This is a genomic window from Cohnella thailandensis (genome assembly GCF_014212135.1).
GTDB classification, from domain to species: Bacteria; Bacillota; Bacilli; order Paenibacillales; family Paenibacillaceae; genus Cohnella; species Cohnella thailandensis.
In genome coordinates, this window is record NZ_JACJVQ010000013.1 from 296,995 (window position 1) to 313,549 (window position 16,555).

The following is a 16,555-nucleotide window of genomic DNA, read 5'->3' on the forward strand; positions in this document are numbered from 1 at the left end:
GGCCACGCTCCCGCTTTATACTCGGGCTCTCCTCGTCATGACCAAGGAGGCCAGCAAAATGGCGATCAACAGCAAAACGACGGTGCCTCCCGGAGCCAGGTTCCAGATGCCGGCCATCCATAAGCCGCATACCACCGCTACTTCGCCAATAAGGATGACAAGAATGATGGATTGGCGGAAGCTCTTGGACAGCACCAGGCTGCAGGCGGCCGGGATCATCAGCAGCGCGGACACGAGCAAAGCCCCGACGATCTTGATCGAGGCGCTGATGACAAGCGCGGTCATGATGCTGATCAGAATGTTGAAGTAACGAACCGGAAGCCCGCTGACCGAAGCGGCATCCTCGTCGAACGTCAGAAGGAACAATTCCTTCCTAAGGGCAATAACGACGGCGAGAACGATAACGGTAATAATCGCGATAATCAAGATGTCCGCATTGTTCAGCGTGTAGATGCTCCCGAACAAATAAGAGTTTACATCTAAGTTATACCCTTTGCCAACCGTAAACAAGAGGGAAGCGAGTCCGATGCCGCCCGACATGATGATCGCGATGGACAGCTCAGCGAAGGAACGATACCTCCTCCGAAGGACTTCGATCCCGAACGAGGCCAGAATCGCGAACGCCAGTCCTACAGCAACCGGATACACATTAATAAGAAAACCGAGAGCCACACCTGCGATGCTGACGTGGGCGAGCGTGTCGCCGATCATGGCCAATCTTCTTAGAACGAGGAAAAGCCCCAGCAACGGGGACGTAATGGCAATGAGGGCGCCGCCGATAAGCGCCCGTTGGAAAAACTCGGCCGATAAAAGTTCCAAGCGCCGTTTACCCTTCTTTCCGCAAGGAGTGCAGCAGATCCGTCTCCCCGCAATCCTCTAAATCGTGAGAATGCCGGACGTGGAACGACAGCTTGCCGCTCTTGGCTCTAGGGATCTCTCCCAGATAAGAGCGAACCATCTCCATGTCGTGCGACACCATCAGAAAAGTAATATTGTGTTTCTTGTGCATATGAAGCAGCAGATTAAAGAAGTTGTTCTGCGTCTCGGTATCGATTCCCGACATCGGTTCGTCGAGAATGAGCAGCTTCGGATTGTTGATCAGAGCTCTCGCCAGGAACACCCTCTGCTGCTGTCCGCCCGACAGCTCCCCGATCCTCTTTTCCGCCAGCTCGCGGATCTTGAGGGTATTCAGGGCATCCTCCGCCCGCAGATGGTCTTCCTTCGTTATTCTCTTCAGCAGCTTGCGCCGTCCGTAGAGACCGGAGAGCACCACTTCCCTGACCGTTGCCGGAAAAAGGGGATTGAAGTGGTTCCGCTGGGGGACGTAGCCGATGAGCTGCCAATCCTTGAACTTCGACATCGGGGTTCCGAACAGCTTGATCTCGCCGGAGGTCGGCTTGAGCAAGCCTACTATCATCCGCAGCAGAGTCGTTTTGCCGGCGCCGTTGGAACCGATCAGCCCGATAAAATCCCGCTCCCGCACGACGAAGCTTACCTTGTCCAGTACCTGCTGCGCTCCGTAGGAATAAGAGACATCCTCCAGCGAGACGATCTCCCGATGGCAGGAGGATGAAGCCAAGACGCCTGTCTCGATCGGCGCGTCCGTCGCGGTTGGGGCAGTGCTTATCATGGATATTGCTCCTTCCGTTGAGCCCGGTTCATGCTTCTCTATTGTAATGCCTTCACCAGGTTTTGCAAATTTCTCTCCATTAGAGAGATGTAGGTCTCCCCGTCCTTCTCCTGCTTGGAGGTCAAGCCTTCGATCGGATTCAGAACGTCGATGTCCGCTCCCGTCTCGCCCGAGATCGTCTTGGCCATCTGGTTGGATACGAGCTCCTCGAAGAAAATCGTCCGAACGCCGTTGTCCTTCACGAACTTCGCGACATCGAGCAGATCCTGAGCGCGGGGTTCCGCTTCCGGGGACAGCCCCATGATCGCGACTTGATTCAGTCCGTAATCTCTCGCCAAATAGCCGAACGCTTGATGGGTCACGACGATGTCTTTGTTAGGCACCGCCTGAAGCTGCTCCGTAAATTGTTCGTCGAGCGTCTTAAGGCGATTTTGAAGGTCTTCGTAGCGGGACTCGTAAGCCGCTTCGTTCGCCGGATCCGAATCGACGAAAGCCTTGAGTATGTTATCGGCCATGACGAGCGCGGATTTCGGGCTGACCCACGTGTGCGGATCGACATCGGAAGCGTGCTCGTGTCCTTCTTCTCCCTCATGCTCGTGTTCCTCTTCCTCCGGATTGCCGGAGATGAGCGCGATTCCCGAGCTCGCCTCCACGGTCTTCAAGCTGCCGTTGGAGCCGGCCCCGTGCAGAAAATCGTCGGCCCAGCCTTCCAGCCCCGCTCCGTTGTAGATAAACAGCTGCGCTTTGGAAGCCGTCTGCAGGTCCTTGCTCTTCGGCGTCCAATCGTGGGGTTCGACCCCCGCGGGGATCAGGTTCACCACGTTGGCGTCCTCCCCGCCGATCTCGCTTGCTAGGTAATAGAGAGGATAGAAGGTCGTCACGACGTTGACCTTGCCCTCCGCGAATGTGTTCTTGTCGTTGCCGCAAGCCGATAGAACCGTGGCTGCCAAGAAAATAACCGCCAGTAAAAGTCCGCTTCTCCGTTGCATTCCCGTTTCCCAACTTTCTCTTCCAGACTCTTAATCGTATAATTTACGCTTTAAGGAGTATACTTCGAGACGTTCGCCCCTGTCAACACAATGGCCCAAAACCAAGGATAATAACCTCCTTTTTACTCGCTAATGGAATTGACACCCATGTTTTTCCTAGTAGAATCTTGAAATAGAGGATCGAATACATGAAATGAGGGAAACGCTTTGCACAGCTGTCATCCGCTTCCGATTGAAGTCACGAATTACGGCGAAAAGCAGGTCATCACGCCAGTCCTATTAAGCAACGGCCATGAACGAATTCTCGTCGATTGCGGGTATCCCGGATTTATTCCGCAGCTTCGACAAGCCTTACTCAAAGAAGGTTTCGAGCTTGAATCCATTACGCATATTATCGCAACGCATCATGACATGGACCATATCGGATCGCTTGCGGCTTTGAAACGGATGCTTCCGGGGGCGACCCTAATCGCGCATGAAATCGAAGCTCCGTATCTCGACGGGAGCCGAAAATCGCAAAGATTGGAGCAAGCCGAATCTACGCTGCATTTGCTGCCGCAGGAGGCAATCACGGGCGCCAAACAGTTCATGGAATTGCTGGCGTCCATTGAACCGGCAAGCGTAGATCAAAAAGTCCGTCACGGCGACATCCTGCCGTGGTGCGGCGGAATCGAGATCATCCATACGCCGGGGCATATGGCCGGGCATATCTCTCTTTACCTGCGCGACAGCCAAACGTTGATCGCCGGCGACGCCGTCGTTGTCGAAGATGGCGAGCTGGACATCGCAAACCCCCAATATGCGTTGGATTTGGAGGAGGCCGTCGCATCCGTTCGGCGGCTGATGTCTTATGAGATCGAAACTTTGATCTGCTATCATGGCGGACGATTTCAAGGCGACATACGCGGCGCTTTGGATAAATTGGTTAAGCGATACTGAAGTCAAAATAGAAGAAACGCCCCGCAAGGTCGATTCCTTGCGGGGCGTTCTATTATTTCACGATTGCGCCGTTCGGCATGCCTTCCGGAACGGTCGCGAGCGTGAGCTGGTCGCCATGCGAGGCGGCCAGGATCATGCCGTGGGACCATTCGCCGCGCAGCTTGACGGGCTTCAGGTTCGCGACGCAGATCACCTTGCGGCCGACGAGCTCCTCCGGCTTGTAGAACTTCGCGATGCCGGAGACGACCTGTCTCGTCTCGAAGCCGAGGTCGAGCTGCAGCTTAAGCAGCTTATCCGCCTTCGGAACCGGCTCGCAGGCGACGACTTGGCCGACGCGAAGCTCGACCTTGGAGAAGTCGTCGATCCCGATCTCTTCCTTCCGATCGACCGCTTCCTCCGAAGGAGCGGCCGCCGCTTCGGCAGGCTTCGCCGCGGACTCGGCAGGTGCCGCCTTGCTTCCGCCCATCATGTCGACGATCCAGGCGATTTCTTCCGCCATGTCGAGTCTTGGGAAGATCGGCTCTCCCTTTGCGACCTTCGTGCCTTCCGGAATGCCGCGGAAGGCGCGGATGCTCTCCCATTCGGTTGCCGTTCCCTTGGAGAGGCCGAGCTGCTCCCAGATCTTGCTTGGCGTATGCGTCAAGAACGGCTGCAGCAGGATCGACGCGATGCGCAGCGAATCGGCGAGATGGCCCATGACCGACGCGAGCTGCTCCCGGTTCGCCTCGTCCTTCGCGAGCGCCCAAGGCTTCGTCTCGTCGATGTATTTGTTCGTGCGGCTGACCAGCTGCCAGATGGCGGTCAGGGCAACGGAGAACTCCATCGTCTCGAGCGCCGCTTCCGTCTTCTCGATGACGGACGAAGCGACGGCCTCCAGATCCGCGTCGAACTCGGTCGCTCCGGAGCTATACGCCGGAACGACGCCGTCGAAATACTTCTCGATCATCGCCACGGTACGGTTCAGCAGGTTGCCGAGGTCGTTCGCGAGATCGTAATTGATCCGCTCGACGAAGTTATCCGGCGTGAACGTGCCGTCGGCGCCGAACGGGACCTCGCGAAGCAGATAGTAGCGAAGCGCGTCCAGGCCGTAGCGGTCGATCAGCTTCACCGGATCGACGACGTTGCCCTTCGACTTGGACATCTTGCCGTCCTTCATCAGCAGCCAGCCGTGTGCGAATACCTTCTTCGGCAGAGGAAGATCGAGCGCCATCAGCATGATCGGCCAATAGATCGTGTGGAAGCGGACGATCTCCTTGCCGACCAGGTGTACGTCGGCCGGCCAGAACTTCTCGTACAGCGAGGCGTCTTCCGAATCGTAGCCGAGAGCCGTGATGTAGTTGGAGAGCGCGTCGATCCATACGTAGATGACATGCTTAGGGTCGCCCGGAACCGGAACGCCCCAGTCGAACGTCGTGCGCGACACCGCCAGATCCTCGAGACCCGGCTTGATGAAGTTGTTGATCATCTCGTTGCGGCGAGACTCGGGAAGAATGAACTCCGGATTCTCCTCGTAATAAGCGAGCAGCCGATCCGCGTACTTGCTCATGCGGAAGAAGTAGCTCTCCTCCTTGACCAACTCGACCGGATGGCCGCTGTCCGGGCTTTTGCCGCCGATGATCTCGCCCTTGTCGTTCTTGATCGGATCCGCCAGCTGCGTCTCGGTGTAATACGTCTCGTCCGGAATGCTGTACCAGCCTTCGTATTCGCCCTTATAAATGTCGCCGGTCGCCAGCAGCTTGTCGAAGATCTTCTGGACGACCTTCTTATGGCGCTCCTCCGTCGTGCGAATGAAGTCGTCGTTGGAGATCTCCAGCTTGCGCCACAGATCCTGAATGCCGACCACGATGTCGTCCACGAATTGCTGAGGAGTTTTGCCCGCCTCCTCCGCCTTGCGTTGGATTTTCTGCCCATGCTCGTCGGTGCCCGTGAGGTAACGGACCTCGAAGCCTCTAAGGCGCTTGTAGCGAGCCATCGCGTCGCCCGCGACCGTCGTGTAGGCATGACCGATGTGCAGCTTGTCGCTTGGGTAGTAGATCGGTGTCGTTAGGTAAAAAGTTTTCTTCTCCGCCATCTGTCCGTCCGCCCTTCTTCATTGTGAATTTGCTCGATAGAACGCAAAAAGCTCCCGCCCGTATGGGACGAGAGCATCGCTCACGTGGTACCACCCAATTTCCCTTCCGCCAGCTTGCCGCGAAAGGCTCCTTGAGACCGACTTCCGTCGGCCGATCCGTTATCGCCGGACGCGCGTCGTCCCTTACCCGGACCATGACGGCCCGCGGCTCGAGAGCGATTCCTCCAAGACCATGTTCCCAAGGCGCCTGTACCGGTTCGCAGCGAACACCGGCTCTCTGGGACAGACCGTCCTTCGTACTTATCTCTTCATCGGAGACTCTATTCGACTATTGGCACCATCTTACGGAAGTTCGCCGCCGCTGTCAAGCCCGACGCTTCGGCTTCTTGCGTTCGGGGACGGGATCGTAACCGCCGGGGTGAAAAGGATGGCACTTGCATATGCGCACGACCGCCAGTCCGCTCCCCTTCAGGACTCCGTGCACTTCGATGGCTTCCAGCGCGTAAGCGGAGCAAGTCGGCGCGAATCGGCACGTCGGCGGCTTGAGCGGAGAGATAAACGTGCGATAGAAGCGAATCGGCGCTTGAGCCACTCGGCGCAGCATTCTACTCATCTCCCTATGGCCTTCTCTACTCTATTCTGAACCTTGAAGAGTCGAGAGTCAAATCGGACGAATAAGGCGGACGGATATGGAGAAAACTCCCAAGAGCGATTCCAACCCGTAGGAAAAGGAGACTCTCATGCCCCGAACGCACCGCAAAAAATCCAAGTCCGCTTACTTGATCAATTTTTTCTTCGTCACCGTAGGAGCCGTCGTCATGGCGCTTGCGCTCGAGCTGTTTCTCGTTCCGAACGACATCATCGACGGTGGCATTACCGGGATCTCGATCATCTTGTCCGAGCTGACCGACTTGCCTTTAGGCATCTTCCTCTTCTTCATCAACCTTCCGTTCCTGTTCCTCGGCTATAAGCAGATCGGCAAATCCTTCACGTTCTATACTCTTTACGGCATTGCGGTCATGTCGGTCATGACCCAATTGCTGCATCACGTCCATCCGGCGACGAACGAGAAATTGCTCGCCGTCGGATTCGGGGGCGTGCTGCTGGGCGCCGGCGTCGGTCTCGTGCTTCGCTTCGGCGGCTCCCTGGACGGAACCGAGATCGTCGCCATCATCCTGTCGAAGAAGCTCCGCATGTCGGTCGGCCAGCTCATCATGATCATCAACCTGTTCATCTTCACCGCCGCCGGCTTCGTCTTCGGCTGGGACTCCGCGATGTACTCCGTGTTCGCCTACTACCTGGCGGCAAAGCTGATGGACATCGTCGTCGAAGGGATCGACGAATCGAAGTCGGTCACGATCATCTCGGTCGAGCATGCCGAGATCGCCGACGCGATCATGCAGCGGCTCGGCCGAAGCACTACGCTGCTCTATGCCAAGGTAGGGTACAGCCAGGAAGATACGCAGATGATCTACTGCATCGTCACCCGATTGGAAGTCGCCAAGCTTCGGGACATCGTCCAAGAGATCGATTCCAAGGCGCTAATCGCCATTCAAGCGGTGTCTGAGGTCATGGGCGGAGATCTTCAGAAGAAGAACGTCCATTAAAAAAGCGGCTAGCCGTATCTGCTGGGCAGATAGGCAAGCCGCTCTTGCTTTAACCTTGTTTCATCGGGATAAACAGGACGTTCATCGGCAGGTTGGAGCCCAGCGCCGTCATAAACGACAGCTCGACGAACTCTTCATAAGGTCCCGTTCGATAGAGAACGCATACGTCGCTTTGCTTCTGCAGCAAGCTCGAGTTGGAGACCATGACCGGGATGTCGTTGATCTTGAACACTCCCGACCACACTCCGCCGCGGGCATTCGCCGCAATCAGCGTATTCGGCTTCACCCGGACCGTCATCTTGTAGACGACGCCGAAGTTCCCCCAGTTGTTCTCGTAAACGCCGTTCAGCATATCGCGGCCGTCCAGGGAAGGATCGTTCACATGGTCGCCGAACAGCACGCGCTGCGGTTCATCGCCGAGAACCTCGTCAATATGGATGGTGCGATCCGCGCCATCGAACGTTCCGCGGATATGCTTGGCGTCGCGCGGCAGGTTGCCGAACGTCTTCAACGTCTCCAGAGGAGCCTTGTCGCCTTCCTTGACCGCGAACAGCGTGAACTCGACCGCCGAGCTCGCGTTCAGGTCGGCGTAAGCGGAGAAGACGTCATAAGGCTTCAGCGCCTGATTGCCGAGCTCCGGCATGATCAGCTTCGTCTCGCCCGGTTGGAGCGACGTCAAAGTCGTATTACCCGTCGCGTTCGAATCCAGGTACCGTTCCGAAGCCAGCTTCCCCGTCCACAGGCCGAAGTAGTTCGGCCCCGCCTGACCGGAAGCTCCCAAGCTGACGTTCGCCACTTCCGAGCTCTTGTTGGTCGCCGCCAGGTAAATCTTCAGCTTGTCGGTGCCGATGTTGAGGTGATAAACGAACAGGCGGAAATCTCCCGTTACCGTATCCCGGTAAAGCAGACCTTGCTTCGTCAGGTTCTCCGGGCTGTTGGAAGCGAGCAGCTTGCGGTCGGAGCTGGAGAACGTATAAGGGACCAGCGAATAATTCAGGATCGCTTGGCCGTCCGTGGTGTACATCTCGCCCGGCTCGATGAATTTCTGATTATATTCCTCTTGGGTGTACATGATCTCGTCCGAGATCGTAACCGAGAGAGAGTAATCGGAATACAACCCGTGCTTGTCGAGGACCCGCAGATTAATCATTTGTGGGCCCGACGTGAAGAACGCCGGATCGTTGTTGCTCCATACCCGTTCGACGATCGCATTCTCGTCATCCGTCGACAGGTCGGTATACGTGATCGGCTCGCCGATCTTGTAAACCGTCTTGTCGGTCGTAAACTCCGCGACCGGCGCTTGGTTCGGCGGAAGAACGTTGATCGTGACCGAATACGGCTCGCTCCATTCCCCGTTCGTATCCATGACCGTGCGCGTAATGGTATAGGAGCCCGGTTCGTTGAACGCCGGATCGTTCCCCGTCCATTCCTCTTGGACGATGAATTCCGGATTTTGCGACTTGCTCGTATACGTGACGTTCGTCTGCGTCGCGTAGATCTCCGTCTGATCGACGACGAATTCCGCCGTCGGCTTCTTGAAGGAGTTCCAAGCAAGAACGATTTGACCTTTGGAAGTCGTCAGAGTGGATCCTGTCGCAGTCGCCCAGGCGCGAACCGGAACCATCAGGCTGCCCTTCAGCACGTAGGCTTTACCCGCGAAGGTCGAGCTGACTCCGTTCAAGGTATACGTCGACGTGTTCATTTTCCAGCGCATCTCGAGATTGTTGCCGGTAACGATCGATTCCTTGGTCACGCTATTGAAGCTGATGCTGTAGCCGTAGCGGGCAACGAGCATGCTGAGCGGAGCGTAGGAAACCCCCTTGACCGCCGTCGTCGGCTGAACCGAAGGATACTCGACGCCGTTAAGCGCGACTTTGGCCTTGTCTAAGTACAGGCTGAGCGTGTTGTCGCCCGGCTTGGCCTCCGCGACGTTCGAGAAGGGAATAGAACTAAATACTAGGGATAATAGCAAGAGTGCGGCAAACCATTTTCTCATACGTGATCTCCTTTGCTTCGACAGAAATGCGATGGATGGGATCGACTGCAACTGGGCCAGACGTATAACACGATAGGAGTACGTCTTTTCGATACCTTTAATAAGACGCCCTCTATACCGATAAAGTTGCGGTGCAATTTTTAATCCGCCGGCTTAAGAGCCCGGCAAAAACGAACAGCCGCCTGGGCTCTGAACCCTGACGGCTGCTTAGGCTCCGCGCGAATCCGAAACGGCAAGCTTAATCGAACCAAGTAAGCACGACGAAGAGCATCAATCCGAAGGACAGGACCGAGCCTCCGAAGTAAAGGGTCCCCTGGCGCTTCTTGCTCTGGAAGAACTTTAGAACCCCCATGCTGAAGAGCGAGCCTACCAGCAGAATAAAGATGATCCCGATAACGAACAACCCCGCCGATACATCCGATACGTCTGTAATTTCACCCACGAGTCGAATCCTCCCTTTGAACGCCAAGAAAGTCCTATCCGGCCGATCCCGGGACAGGCTTCTTTTGCTCTTATTATAGCGGATTCACTCGGGAATGAACAATTCGACTTCTTGCCGGTCCCCCGGCCTTCTTTTGAAGCGAATAGTCAGTCGCCTGTTGTTCCAGCTCGCTCTCCCCGTTCTCGCATAGACAAGGCACGGAAACCGGACGATATGCTTGCGATTGCCGGGCAGGCCGACGATCTTCAGCCTCTCGGAGGTGGCGTGCAGCCTGAGATCCTCCGGATGTACCTGAGAAGAGAAGAGGATCGACACGTTCACGTACTTCTCCCCTCTCGCGGTTTCCGCTTTCACCACCGCTTTCTCTTCCGCTTTGGGAGCTTGGGGAGGCAGCTTCGCCTTCTGCAGAATCTTGTTCACGTATTCGTTCAGCCAAGCGCTGTCGTTCGCCTTGTCCCACTGTTCCACCAGCTTCCAGGGCAGCTCCCTGCCGAGGAATTTCTGGATCTCCTTAAAGTCGGGGAGCGGTCCGCTATCAAAGAAGGATGCCACTTTTCCTCTCCTCCGTCGCCTGTTTTCCAACATCATATGCCTATTTCCTACGTCGGGTGTACTCTCTCCGGATTAAGACCGTTAACGAACCTCTGGGCATTCGCCTTCATACACTGAAGCATGATCCTATGCCAAGGAGCTGATGCGCCCATGCCCTGCATCATCGGTGCCGTAAAAATCATTAGCGTAGGCTCCAGCGCCGTCGTCCAATTCGGGGATTCCATTCAGATCACTCCGTCCAGCACGAGCAAATCGTATGCCGGAGCCGGCTCGTTCGTCACCGGCGATCTGCCGCGGACGAACAACTTCATCAGCGCAACGAACACGAACGATCCGGATGTTCAGGATTCTTCCGAAAATACGGTAGGCAATGCCGGTGTCGTATGATCCAGTGGAACGTAAACCAGACCATCACGATAAACCAGCTTCGGGTCGATGCCGTCACCAACTCCTCGGTTCTTCAGATCGGAAGCGCGGGCAGCATCCAGTCTCTGTCTCAACTGTACAATAGCGGCGGCTTCACCGGGCCGGCGCCGCCATTGGCGCCGGCTGCGCCCGGGGCGGCAGCTCCGCCCGGGATGCCGTCGAACGTTCAACAAGAGGTTCAAGAGGAAAATCAATTGCTCTCTCTCGTGCCTCTTCCGAATCCCAGATAATTCGAGCATTCGCCGGAGGAGGGATAGACGATGAACTCCCCATGGTACGGAACGCCTCAACCCGCGGTCGATTGGCAGGCTTGGTTCCAGAAGTGTCAATATTTAGAACAGCAGCTTCAACAGGCGCTCCTCCGGATCGAAGCCATGCAGAAGGAAATCAACGATCTGAAGAGCCGCCCCCCTATTCATGTCGAATACAATTTCGACCAGCTCAAGGTCTCCAGGCTGGACGGGACGCTGAACATCGGCCTTACCCCGCAGGCGATGCAGGGGGTGGATTCGTTCGAGGTACCCGCGCCAGGCATGTGGAGCGCGCCCTCGCAGCCTGAAGACGAGGCGGCCCCGCGCATCCGGGAGCTTCAGCAAGAAGCGGCCGCGTACATGGAACGGGAGGCTCCCGCCGTTATCGCCAGGATGTCCGAGGAGATGAACGCCAACGTCGACGTCCAGCATAGCAGGATGATCATCGACGACGTCAAATCCCAATTGAACGAGAGAGTCCATTATTACGCAAGAAAGGCTCCTTATCCGGCGACGGGCACCGAGGAGGAGCGCAACAATTGGAGAACGGGGATTATGGAGAAAACGATGAAGGATGTCGGAACGGCGATCCGCCGTTACTTGGGCAACTTCGCCAATCCCCCTTCCCCGGGAGGAGGAGTCGACTAGTGACCCGTTCAATAGAGATGAACGTGAATAACGGTCCCGTCACGGTAGGCTGCATTCAAGTCCGAGGAGTCGCGAGCTCCTCGTCCATGCTTATCGGGGACACGGAATCTTACTCGCTGTATTCTTATTTCGATACGCCGGCGGAGTCCGTCATTATCGGTCCTTTCGTACCGCTTCCCGAGCTGGAAGAGGAGGAAGAATGAGCCTTGCTTGCCGATTGACAACCGCAGGCTATGTTTACCTTAACACCGTATCCTCGTCCAGCGTAACGCAGTTCGGAGACACTCGGGGTTCGACGAAACAGAAAAACCGAGTCATTGCCGTTCAGAGGGCGATTCCCGATTCCTACAAAGACGAAACCCGGTTTGCGTCTTACCCGCTATTCTTCAAGACCCTCTTGAACCCGGGCAGCGAGCCGCCGGTTCGGATGAACTCCGCGTCCGGCGGGGCTCCCATCCGGATCGGCAGCGTTTACGTGCTGGGGATTACCGCCTCCTCCGTCATGAGGTTCGGCTGCTCGGGCCCCGTCCAAGGGGAATCGCGCATCGTGAATATCCGGCAATTCAACGATCCGGAAAGGGTGCCGGAAGAGCTCTGGAACCAAAGGCGGGGCCGACCGGGATAAACGCTGAATTTAGCCCGTAGGTTAATGCAATAGGTATAAACGCACAGGAATGCATTCGCCTTCCGCATATGCTGACATTGTGATACGACATCACAATCACGGATTTCGGGAGGGTTGCACGATGGGTTATCCGGTTGCAGGCACGGGCTGCGGACCAGTCTACGGCGGCATGGGCGCCGCCGCCTTCGCTCTTGTACTCTTCATCCTGCTCGTTATCATCCTTCGCGCCGGCTGGGTCTAGGATAGAAGGAATCAGCCCCCGCATGTCGCCTTGCCGGATCGCCGGCAAGGCGGTTTTCTTGCTTGTCAGGCCGACCCGGAGGGTCCGGGAGTGATCTGCCCCAGCTTAAGCGACAACTGAAGCTGCAGCCGATCCTCCGGATCGTCGAGGGAAACGCCGAGGATGCTTTGAATCTTATCCAGACGATAGACCACCGTGTTGTAATGGGCGAACAGCTTCTCCGAGGTCAGCTTGATGTTCCCGTTGCAGCGGAAGAACATCTCCAGCGTCTCGACGAGCCGGCCCCCGCCCTTGCGGTCCGCTTGCTGCAGCGGGACGGAGAAGCGCCCCAGGAATTGCTCTCTCTCTTCGCTGTTCGGAATCAAATAGAGCAGCGAATAGACTCCCAGCCGGTCATAGGTCACCACTTCCCCCTGAAGCCCGCACACTTCCGCCACTTGCCGCGCGCGTTTCGCTTGGGACAAGCTGGCGGGAAGCTGTTCCGTGCGATCCGACACCCGCCCCGAGTAGAGCTTCAGATCGGGGTCGCCGAGCAGGGGGCGCAGCTCGGCAAGCAACCGCTGCAGCATGCCGGATGGCGATGCCTCGGCTTGCGGATCCAGCCTCATCGGCTCCGGCACGGGAAGGATCAGCGCGAGTTCGCCGCCGATAGGCGCCGCCAGAATCGCGTCGACGACGCGGAGCCGTTCGGAACGAAGCCTGCGGGCAAGCTCCCGCAGCCTATCCGCCGAAGGCTGTTGCTCCGTCAACCCGACGATAACGGCGCAGAGCGGCGTTTGCTCCGGAATCGCGCAGCCGCACACTTCGGCGCGAAGCTTCCAATCGCTCTCCGAAACGATCTTGCCTTGCAGCCAATCCTGGAGGAATTGATCCAGGTATTTGCCTTCCACCTCGCGCACCGCCTCGACGTTCGCGAGCTCCAGGCCCGCCAGCGAGGACAAGCGTTCGACGCTCAGCGCGTCGAGCGGCAAGATATCCCGATTCCGTTCGAGCAGGACGAGGCAGGCTTGCTTCGTTCTTCTGGCCGGGATCGGATGGACATAAGCGCGACAAGCGTTCTGAAGCTGCACGAAGCCGTTGCTTACTCCTCTTCCGACGTGACGATACGTAAGAGATTGCACGAGCGGCCACGCTTCGACCGGATCCGCGTTGCGAAGCCCTTCGGACAGCCATGGCTTCTCCTGCTCCCGGACAACCGCGACGGGGTTGCCGAGCATCGACTCCATGGCGTCCAGAAAAGCATATAGGCCGCTTCCGTCGAGAAGCAGTCGGGTCATGCTCTGTATGCGGTTCTGCAGATCCGCGAGAAGCGCCGTTTCCTGCGCCAGGACGCTCTCCATGACCGTTCGCACGACGTCGGAGAAGCTCGTCTCCGGAGGCAGCTCGATTAGCGGGACGCGCTGGCGGTCCGCCTCTTCCATAACCTCCTTCGGCACGTCGTCGACGAATCGCTTCGACCGGATCCCTAACGCCGCAACCCCTCTTTTGGCCAGCTCGGGAATGAGCTGCCGGAGCTTCTCGGGCTCTTCGCGGAACGGATATCCCGCCGTGACGAGCAGCTCGCCCGCGCGAACCCGGGACTCGGTATCGGGAACCTCCATGACGTTCACTCTCGTTATCGCGGCATGAATGCCTTTCTCCCCGGCCATCAGGCGCGCTTGCGAGAACAGCGGCAGACGAAGCAGGTCTTTGACCGTGAACGCGGCATCTTCGGGGCGGTTGTCGGGATTCGGTTCCTTGCGAGGTATTGCAGCCATATCCATTCCTCCTAGTCGTGCGCATTCGCATAAGCTCGCAGGTTCGGCTTCCTTGGCCTTCGCATCAGCTTTGCTTGCGTATTGGTGCTGTGAATATCCGGGTTACCGCTTAATTTGCGTTAGGTATCGTAACGACCGTCATTGAATTGCGAGACTTCGGCATACTTTGTGTTATATTTTATAACATATTTGGGCAAATGTCTTTAGAGACTTCCTCCAATAATATGAAAATTACACTGCACCCATTTAATAAAAGCCTGAATAAGACCGAATTTCATGTTATAATTAGTGACACTTGCGATTTATCCGACTTTTATAAACAACGCAAAAAAAAGAGCGACTCTTCCCCATCATCGCAAGATGACGCGAAGAATCGCTCTTTTCGTAAACCTTTAAGCATTTATGCCGTCCATCGATCAGGTCGGCAAAACTCCCTTTTTGAGGATCAAGTTCGCATACAGCGCCCCTTCCCCCGTCGCCACTATCGCATACGCTTGCTTGGCCCGTTCATAGAACGCGAACCGTTCGATCTCCTCGAAAGGCTCCGCCGGCGCTCCGCTCTCCTTCAGAATGTCTCCGTAAACCTTCCAAATCGGCGTCTCCGTTCGATCCCCGGGCATTACTTGCATAAGCGCGGCCGGCTTCTCCACGTAGGAATCCAGCGGCATAAGCTGCACGATCGCCTTTAGCAGCTCCGGCACGCCGTGCCCGTCGGCCCGAACGAGCCGACGCGCGTGGCTGGCGGACGGAAAATTGCCGTCGGCCAGCACGATCTCGTCTCCGTGCCCCATCTCCATAAGAATCTTAAGAAGCTCGGGCGAAATCAGATTCGGTATTCCTTTTAACATCGCTTTACCCTCCCACTACGGCTCGTTCATAGCCGAGATAACGCTCGTAAGCCTCCGGCCAGCCGGCCGTCTCGTCCGCCGGGTACGATTCGACGGGGAACGACACCCCGACGAGCCTGCGAGCTTCGTCCAAGTCCCGGCACTCGCCGGTCGCGATGAATTGCACGAGCAGATTGCCGATCACGCTCGCTTCGACCGGCCCCGCCCATACCGGCCTTCCGATCGCCCGGGCCGTGAACCGGCACAGAAGCTTGTTCTGGATGCCGCCGGCAACCATGTGCAAACCCTCGTATTCGCGCCCCGTCAACCGCTCCATCTGTTCCAAGGCTTGCCGATAACGCAGAGCCAAGCTCTCCAGAATGCAGCGGGCGAACTCGCCGGCTTCGCGAGGAACCGGTTGACCGGTCTCCTCGCAGAACGTCCGGATCCGCGCCAGCATGCTGCCCGGCCCGAAGAAGCGGGGATCGTCCGGATAGATCAGGCTGCGGAAAGGCTCGGCTTGCTCCGCCATCGCCGCCAGCTCCGCGAAGCCGAGCTCCTCCCCCCGCTCCTCCCACTCCCGCTTGCATTCTTGCAAAATCCACAAGCCCATGATGTTCTTAAGGAGCTGAACCGTATCGCCGACCCCGCCCTCGTTCGAGAACTCCAGCTTCCGAGCCTCCGGCGCGAGGATCGGCTCCGCAAGCTCCGTCCCAAGCAGAGACCAGGTTCCGCATACGAGATAGGCGAACGGCCCGCCATGCGCGGGCACGGCCGCGATGGCCGACTCCGTGTCATGGGTTCCGACCGCTACCGCCTGCATCGCCGGCACCCGCAGCTCTTCCGCGACCTCCGCCGTCAGCGGGCCGATAATCTCGCCCGGCCGAACGGGCCGCAGAAACATTCCCGACGGGATTCCGAGCAGCTCCATTAGCGGTTTGTTCCATTCCTTTCGGACGGGATCGTACAACGCCGTCGTCGTCGCCATCGTATACTCGCAGCTTCGGACGCCGGTAAGCATGTAGGCGAGCAAATCCGGAGTAAGCAGCAGCGTGCGGGCAATCTCGAGCTTCGGGGAAGCCGCTTTGGCCATCGCGTAAAGCTGGTAGATCGTGTTGAACGGCATGAACTGCAAGCCGCTCTCCCGAAACAGCCGTTCCTCGCCGACTCTCGCGTTCACTTCCTCGATGAGACCTTCCGTCTGGGGATCGCGATAGTGGTACGGATTGCCGATCAGCTCGCCGCTAGCGTCAAGAAGCCCGAAGTCCACTCCCCACGTATCGATGCCGAACGTCGTCGGAGCATAGCCTTGCTGCCACGCCGAGCGGATTCCCTTCTTCATCTCCCGCAGCAGCCGAAGGATGTCCCAGTGCAGGTGCGCCCCTACCTGAACCGCTTCATTGGGAAATCGATGCACCTCCGTCACGTCGAGCCGCTTGGAGCCGTCTTCCTTCTCCGACAACCGCCCCACGAACGCCCTGCCGCTACCCGCTCCCAAGTCGAAGGCCAGCGCCGTCCTCCCGTCGCCCATAGCCAAGTTCCCCCTTTCGAACG

The 16,555-nt window shown here is 57.5% G+C and carries 19 protein-coding genes; 8 read left to right on the plus strand and 11 right to left on the minus strand.

The annotated features are described in order from the left end of the window. Positions 1 to 15: 15 nt before the first annotated feature. From H7B67_RS15645 to H7B67_RS15655, 3 genes are read right to left on the minus strand one after another with little or no spacing between them, the layout of a single operon-like run. The gene (locus H7B67_RS15645; RefSeq protein ID WP_185120771.1) at positions 16 to 819 is read right to left on the minus strand and encodes a metal ABC transporter permease; all 804 of its coding nucleotides are present in this window, start codon (positions 817 to 819) and stop codon (positions 16 to 18) included. A gap of 7 nt (positions 820 to 826) precedes the next feature. Then, a complete protein-coding gene (locus tag H7B67_RS15650) occupies positions 827 to 1,630 on the minus strand; it encodes a metal ABC transporter ATP-binding protein (protein WP_185120772.1) in 804 nt (267 codons plus the stop codon). A 38-nt stretch (positions 1,631 to 1,668) separates the two neighbouring features. Next, entirely contained in the window at positions 1,669 to 2,619 is a 951-nt protein-coding gene (locus tag H7B67_RS15655; RefSeq protein WP_185120773.1) for a metal ABC transporter solute-binding protein, Zn/Mn family, read from the minus strand. 207 nt (positions 2,620 to 2,826) lie between these two features. On the opposite strand from H7B67_RS15655, the gene H7B67_RS15660 reads away from it, so the two are divergent. Then, a complete protein-coding gene (locus tag H7B67_RS15660; RefSeq protein WP_185120774.1) occupies positions 2,827 to 3,558 on the plus strand; it encodes an MBL fold metallo-hydrolase in 732 nt (243 codons plus the stop codon). A 52-nt stretch (positions 3,559 to 3,610) separates the two neighbouring features. Here H7B67_RS15660 and metG read toward each other — a convergent pair whose 3' ends face one another. After that, complete coding sequence (gene metG / locus H7B67_RS15665; RefSeq protein ID WP_185120775.1) at positions 3,611 to 5,629, minus strand: methionine--tRNA ligase; 2,019 nt, start codon at positions 5,627 to 5,629, stop codon at positions 3,611 to 3,613. Between the two features lie 364 nt (positions 5,630 to 5,993). Beyond that, on the minus strand, positions 5,994 to 6,233 hold the full coding sequence (gene yidD / locus H7B67_RS15670; protein WP_185120872.1) for a membrane protein insertion efficiency factor YidD: 240 nt from the start codon (positions 6,231 to 6,233) through the stop codon (positions 5,994 to 5,996). A 136-nt stretch (positions 6,234 to 6,369) separates the two neighbouring features. Here yidD and H7B67_RS15675 point away from each other — a divergent pair, with 136 nt between their 5' ends. Continuing rightward, entirely contained in the window at positions 6,370 to 7,236 is an 867-nt protein-coding gene (locus tag H7B67_RS15675; protein WP_185120776.1) for a YitT family protein, read from the plus strand. Between the two features lie 49 nt (positions 7,237 to 7,285). On the opposite strand, the gene H7B67_RS15680 is transcribed toward H7B67_RS15675, so the two are convergent. The 3 genes from H7B67_RS15680 to H7B67_RS15690 all read right to left on the minus strand — a co-directional run bounded on the left by H7B67_RS15680 (position 7,286) and on the right by H7B67_RS15690 (position 10,226). After that, positions 7,286 to 9,232, minus strand: coding sequence for a stalk domain-containing protein (locus tag H7B67_RS15680; protein ID WP_185120777.1), 1,947 nt, complete (start codon positions 9,230 to 9,232; stop codon positions 7,286 to 7,288). Positions 9,233 to 9,470: 238 nt separating this feature from the next. Further along, positions 9,471 to 9,674 carry a hypothetical protein gene (locus H7B67_RS15685; protein ID WP_185120778.1) on the minus strand — a complete coding sequence of 68 codons (204 nt, stop codon included), beginning with the start codon at positions 9,672 to 9,674 and terminating at the stop codon, positions 9,471 to 9,473. 84 nt (positions 9,675 to 9,758) lie between these two features. After that, complete coding sequence (locus H7B67_RS15690) at positions 9,759 to 10,226, minus strand: hypothetical protein (protein WP_185120779.1); 468 nt, start codon at positions 10,224 to 10,226, stop codon at positions 9,759 to 9,761. Between the two features lie 150 nt (positions 10,227 to 10,376). Between H7B67_RS15690 and H7B67_RS15695 the strand changes: the two genes are divergently transcribed. From H7B67_RS15695 to H7B67_RS15720, 6 genes are all read left to right on the plus strand, one after another. Then, the gene (locus tag H7B67_RS15695; protein WP_185120780.1) at positions 10,377 to 10,613 is read left to right on the plus strand and encodes a spore germination protein; all 237 of its coding nucleotides are present in this window, start codon (positions 10,377 to 10,379) and stop codon (positions 10,611 to 10,613) included. After that, entirely contained in the window at positions 10,610 to 10,882 is a 273-nt protein-coding gene (locus H7B67_RS15700) for a spore germination protein GerPB (protein ID WP_221468778.1), read from the plus strand. Before H7B67_RS15695 ends, H7B67_RS15700 begins: the two co-directional genes overlap by 4 nt. A 30-nt stretch (positions 10,883 to 10,912) precedes the next feature. Then, positions 10,913 to 11,551 carry a spore germination protein GerPC gene (gene gerPC / locus H7B67_RS15705; RefSeq protein WP_185120781.1) on the plus strand — a complete coding sequence of 213 codons (639 nt, stop codon included), beginning with the start codon at positions 10,913 to 10,915 and terminating at the stop codon, positions 11,549 to 11,551. 17 nt (positions 11,552 to 11,568) lie between these two features. After that, the gene (locus H7B67_RS15710; protein WP_185120874.1) at positions 11,569 to 11,754 is read left to right on the plus strand and encodes a spore gernimation protein GerPD; all 186 of its coding nucleotides are present in this window, start codon (positions 11,569 to 11,571) and stop codon (positions 11,752 to 11,754) included. After that, complete coding sequence (locus tag H7B67_RS15715) at positions 11,751 to 12,176, plus strand: spore germination protein GerPE (RefSeq protein WP_185120782.1); 426 nt, start codon at positions 11,751 to 11,753, stop codon at positions 12,174 to 12,176. The genes H7B67_RS15710 and H7B67_RS15715 overlap by 4 nt, the downstream gene beginning before the upstream one ends. Positions 12,177 to 12,297: 121 nt before the next feature. Beyond that, positions 12,298 to 12,417, plus strand: coding sequence for a sporulation protein YjcZ (locus H7B67_RS15720; protein ID WP_185120783.1), 120 nt, complete (start codon positions 12,298 to 12,300; stop codon positions 12,415 to 12,417). Positions 12,418 to 12,482: 65 nt separating this feature from the next. Here H7B67_RS15720 and H7B67_RS15725 read toward each other — a convergent pair whose 3' ends face one another. The 3 genes from H7B67_RS15725 to H7B67_RS15735 all read right to left on the minus strand — a co-directional run bounded on the left by H7B67_RS15725 (position 12,483) and on the right by H7B67_RS15735 (position 16,532). Further along, positions 12,483 to 14,174 (minus strand): PucR family transcriptional regulator, encoded by a 1,692-nt coding sequence (locus H7B67_RS15725; protein ID WP_185120784.1) that lies wholly within the window; start codon positions 14,172 to 14,174, stop codon positions 12,483 to 12,485. 416 nt (positions 14,175 to 14,590) lie between these two features. After that, complete coding sequence (fucU, locus tag H7B67_RS15730) at positions 14,591 to 15,022, minus strand: L-fucose mutarotase (RefSeq protein WP_185120785.1); 432 nt, start codon at positions 15,020 to 15,022, stop codon at positions 14,591 to 14,593. A 4-nt stretch (positions 15,023 to 15,026) separates the two neighbouring features. Further along, on the minus strand, positions 15,027 to 16,532 hold the full coding sequence (locus H7B67_RS15735; protein ID WP_185120786.1) for a rhamnulokinase: 1,506 nt from the start codon (positions 16,530 to 16,532) through the stop codon (positions 15,027 to 15,029). Positions 16,533 to 16,555: the final 23 nt, after the last annotated feature.

Coding starts and splice junctions, on each gene's coding strand:
- H7B67_RS15650 (WP_185120772.1), bottom strand. CDS start 1,630: ATGATAAGCACTGCCCCAACCGCGACGGACGCGCCGATCGAGACAGGC.
- H7B67_RS15655 (WP_185120773.1), bottom strand. CDS start 2,619: ATGCAACGGAGAAGCGGACTTTTACTGGCGGTTATTTTCTTGGCAGCC.
- metG (WP_185120775.1), bottom strand. CDS start 5,629: ATGGCGGAGAAGAAAACTTTTTACCTAACGACACCGATCTACTACCCA.
- yidD (WP_185120872.1), bottom strand. CDS start 6,233: ATGCTGCGCCGAGTGGCTCAAGCGCCGATTCGCTTCTATCGCACGTTT.
- H7B67_RS15675 (WP_185120776.1), top strand. CDS start 6,370: ATGCCCCGAACGCACCGCAAAAAATCCAAGTCCGCTTACTTGATCAAT.
- H7B67_RS15680 (WP_185120777.1), bottom strand. CDS start 9,232: ATGAGAAAATGGTTTGCCGCACTCTTGCTATTATCCCTAGTATTTAGT.
- H7B67_RS15695 (WP_185120780.1), top strand. CDS start 10,377: ATGCCCTGCATCATCGGTGCCGTAAAAATCATTAGCGTAGGCTCCAGC.
- H7B67_RS15700 (WP_221468778.1), top strand. CDS start 10,610: ATGATCCAGTGGAACGTAAACCAGACCATCACGATAAACCAGCTTCGG.
- gerPC (WP_185120781.1), top strand. CDS start 10,913: ATGAACTCCCCATGGTACGGAACGCCTCAACCCGCGGTCGATTGGCAG.
- H7B67_RS15710 (WP_185120874.1), top strand. CDS start 11,569: ATGAACGTGAATAACGGTCCCGTCACGGTAGGCTGCATTCAAGTCCGA.
- H7B67_RS15715 (WP_185120782.1), top strand. CDS start 11,751: ATGAGCCTTGCTTGCCGATTGACAACCGCAGGCTATGTTTACCTTAAC.
- H7B67_RS15720 (WP_185120783.1), top strand. CDS start 12,298: ATGGGTTATCCGGTTGCAGGCACGGGCTGCGGACCAGTCTACGGCGGC.
- H7B67_RS15725 (WP_185120784.1), bottom strand. CDS start 14,174: ATGGCTGCAATACCTCGCAAGGAACCGAATCCCGACAACCGCCCCGAA.
- fucU (WP_185120785.1), bottom strand. CDS start 15,022: ATGTTAAAAGGAATACCGAATCTGATTTCGCCCGAGCTTCTTAAGATT.
- H7B67_RS15735 (WP_185120786.1), bottom strand. CDS start 16,532: ATGGGCGACGGGAGGACGGCGCTGGCCTTCGACTTGGGAGCGGGTAGC.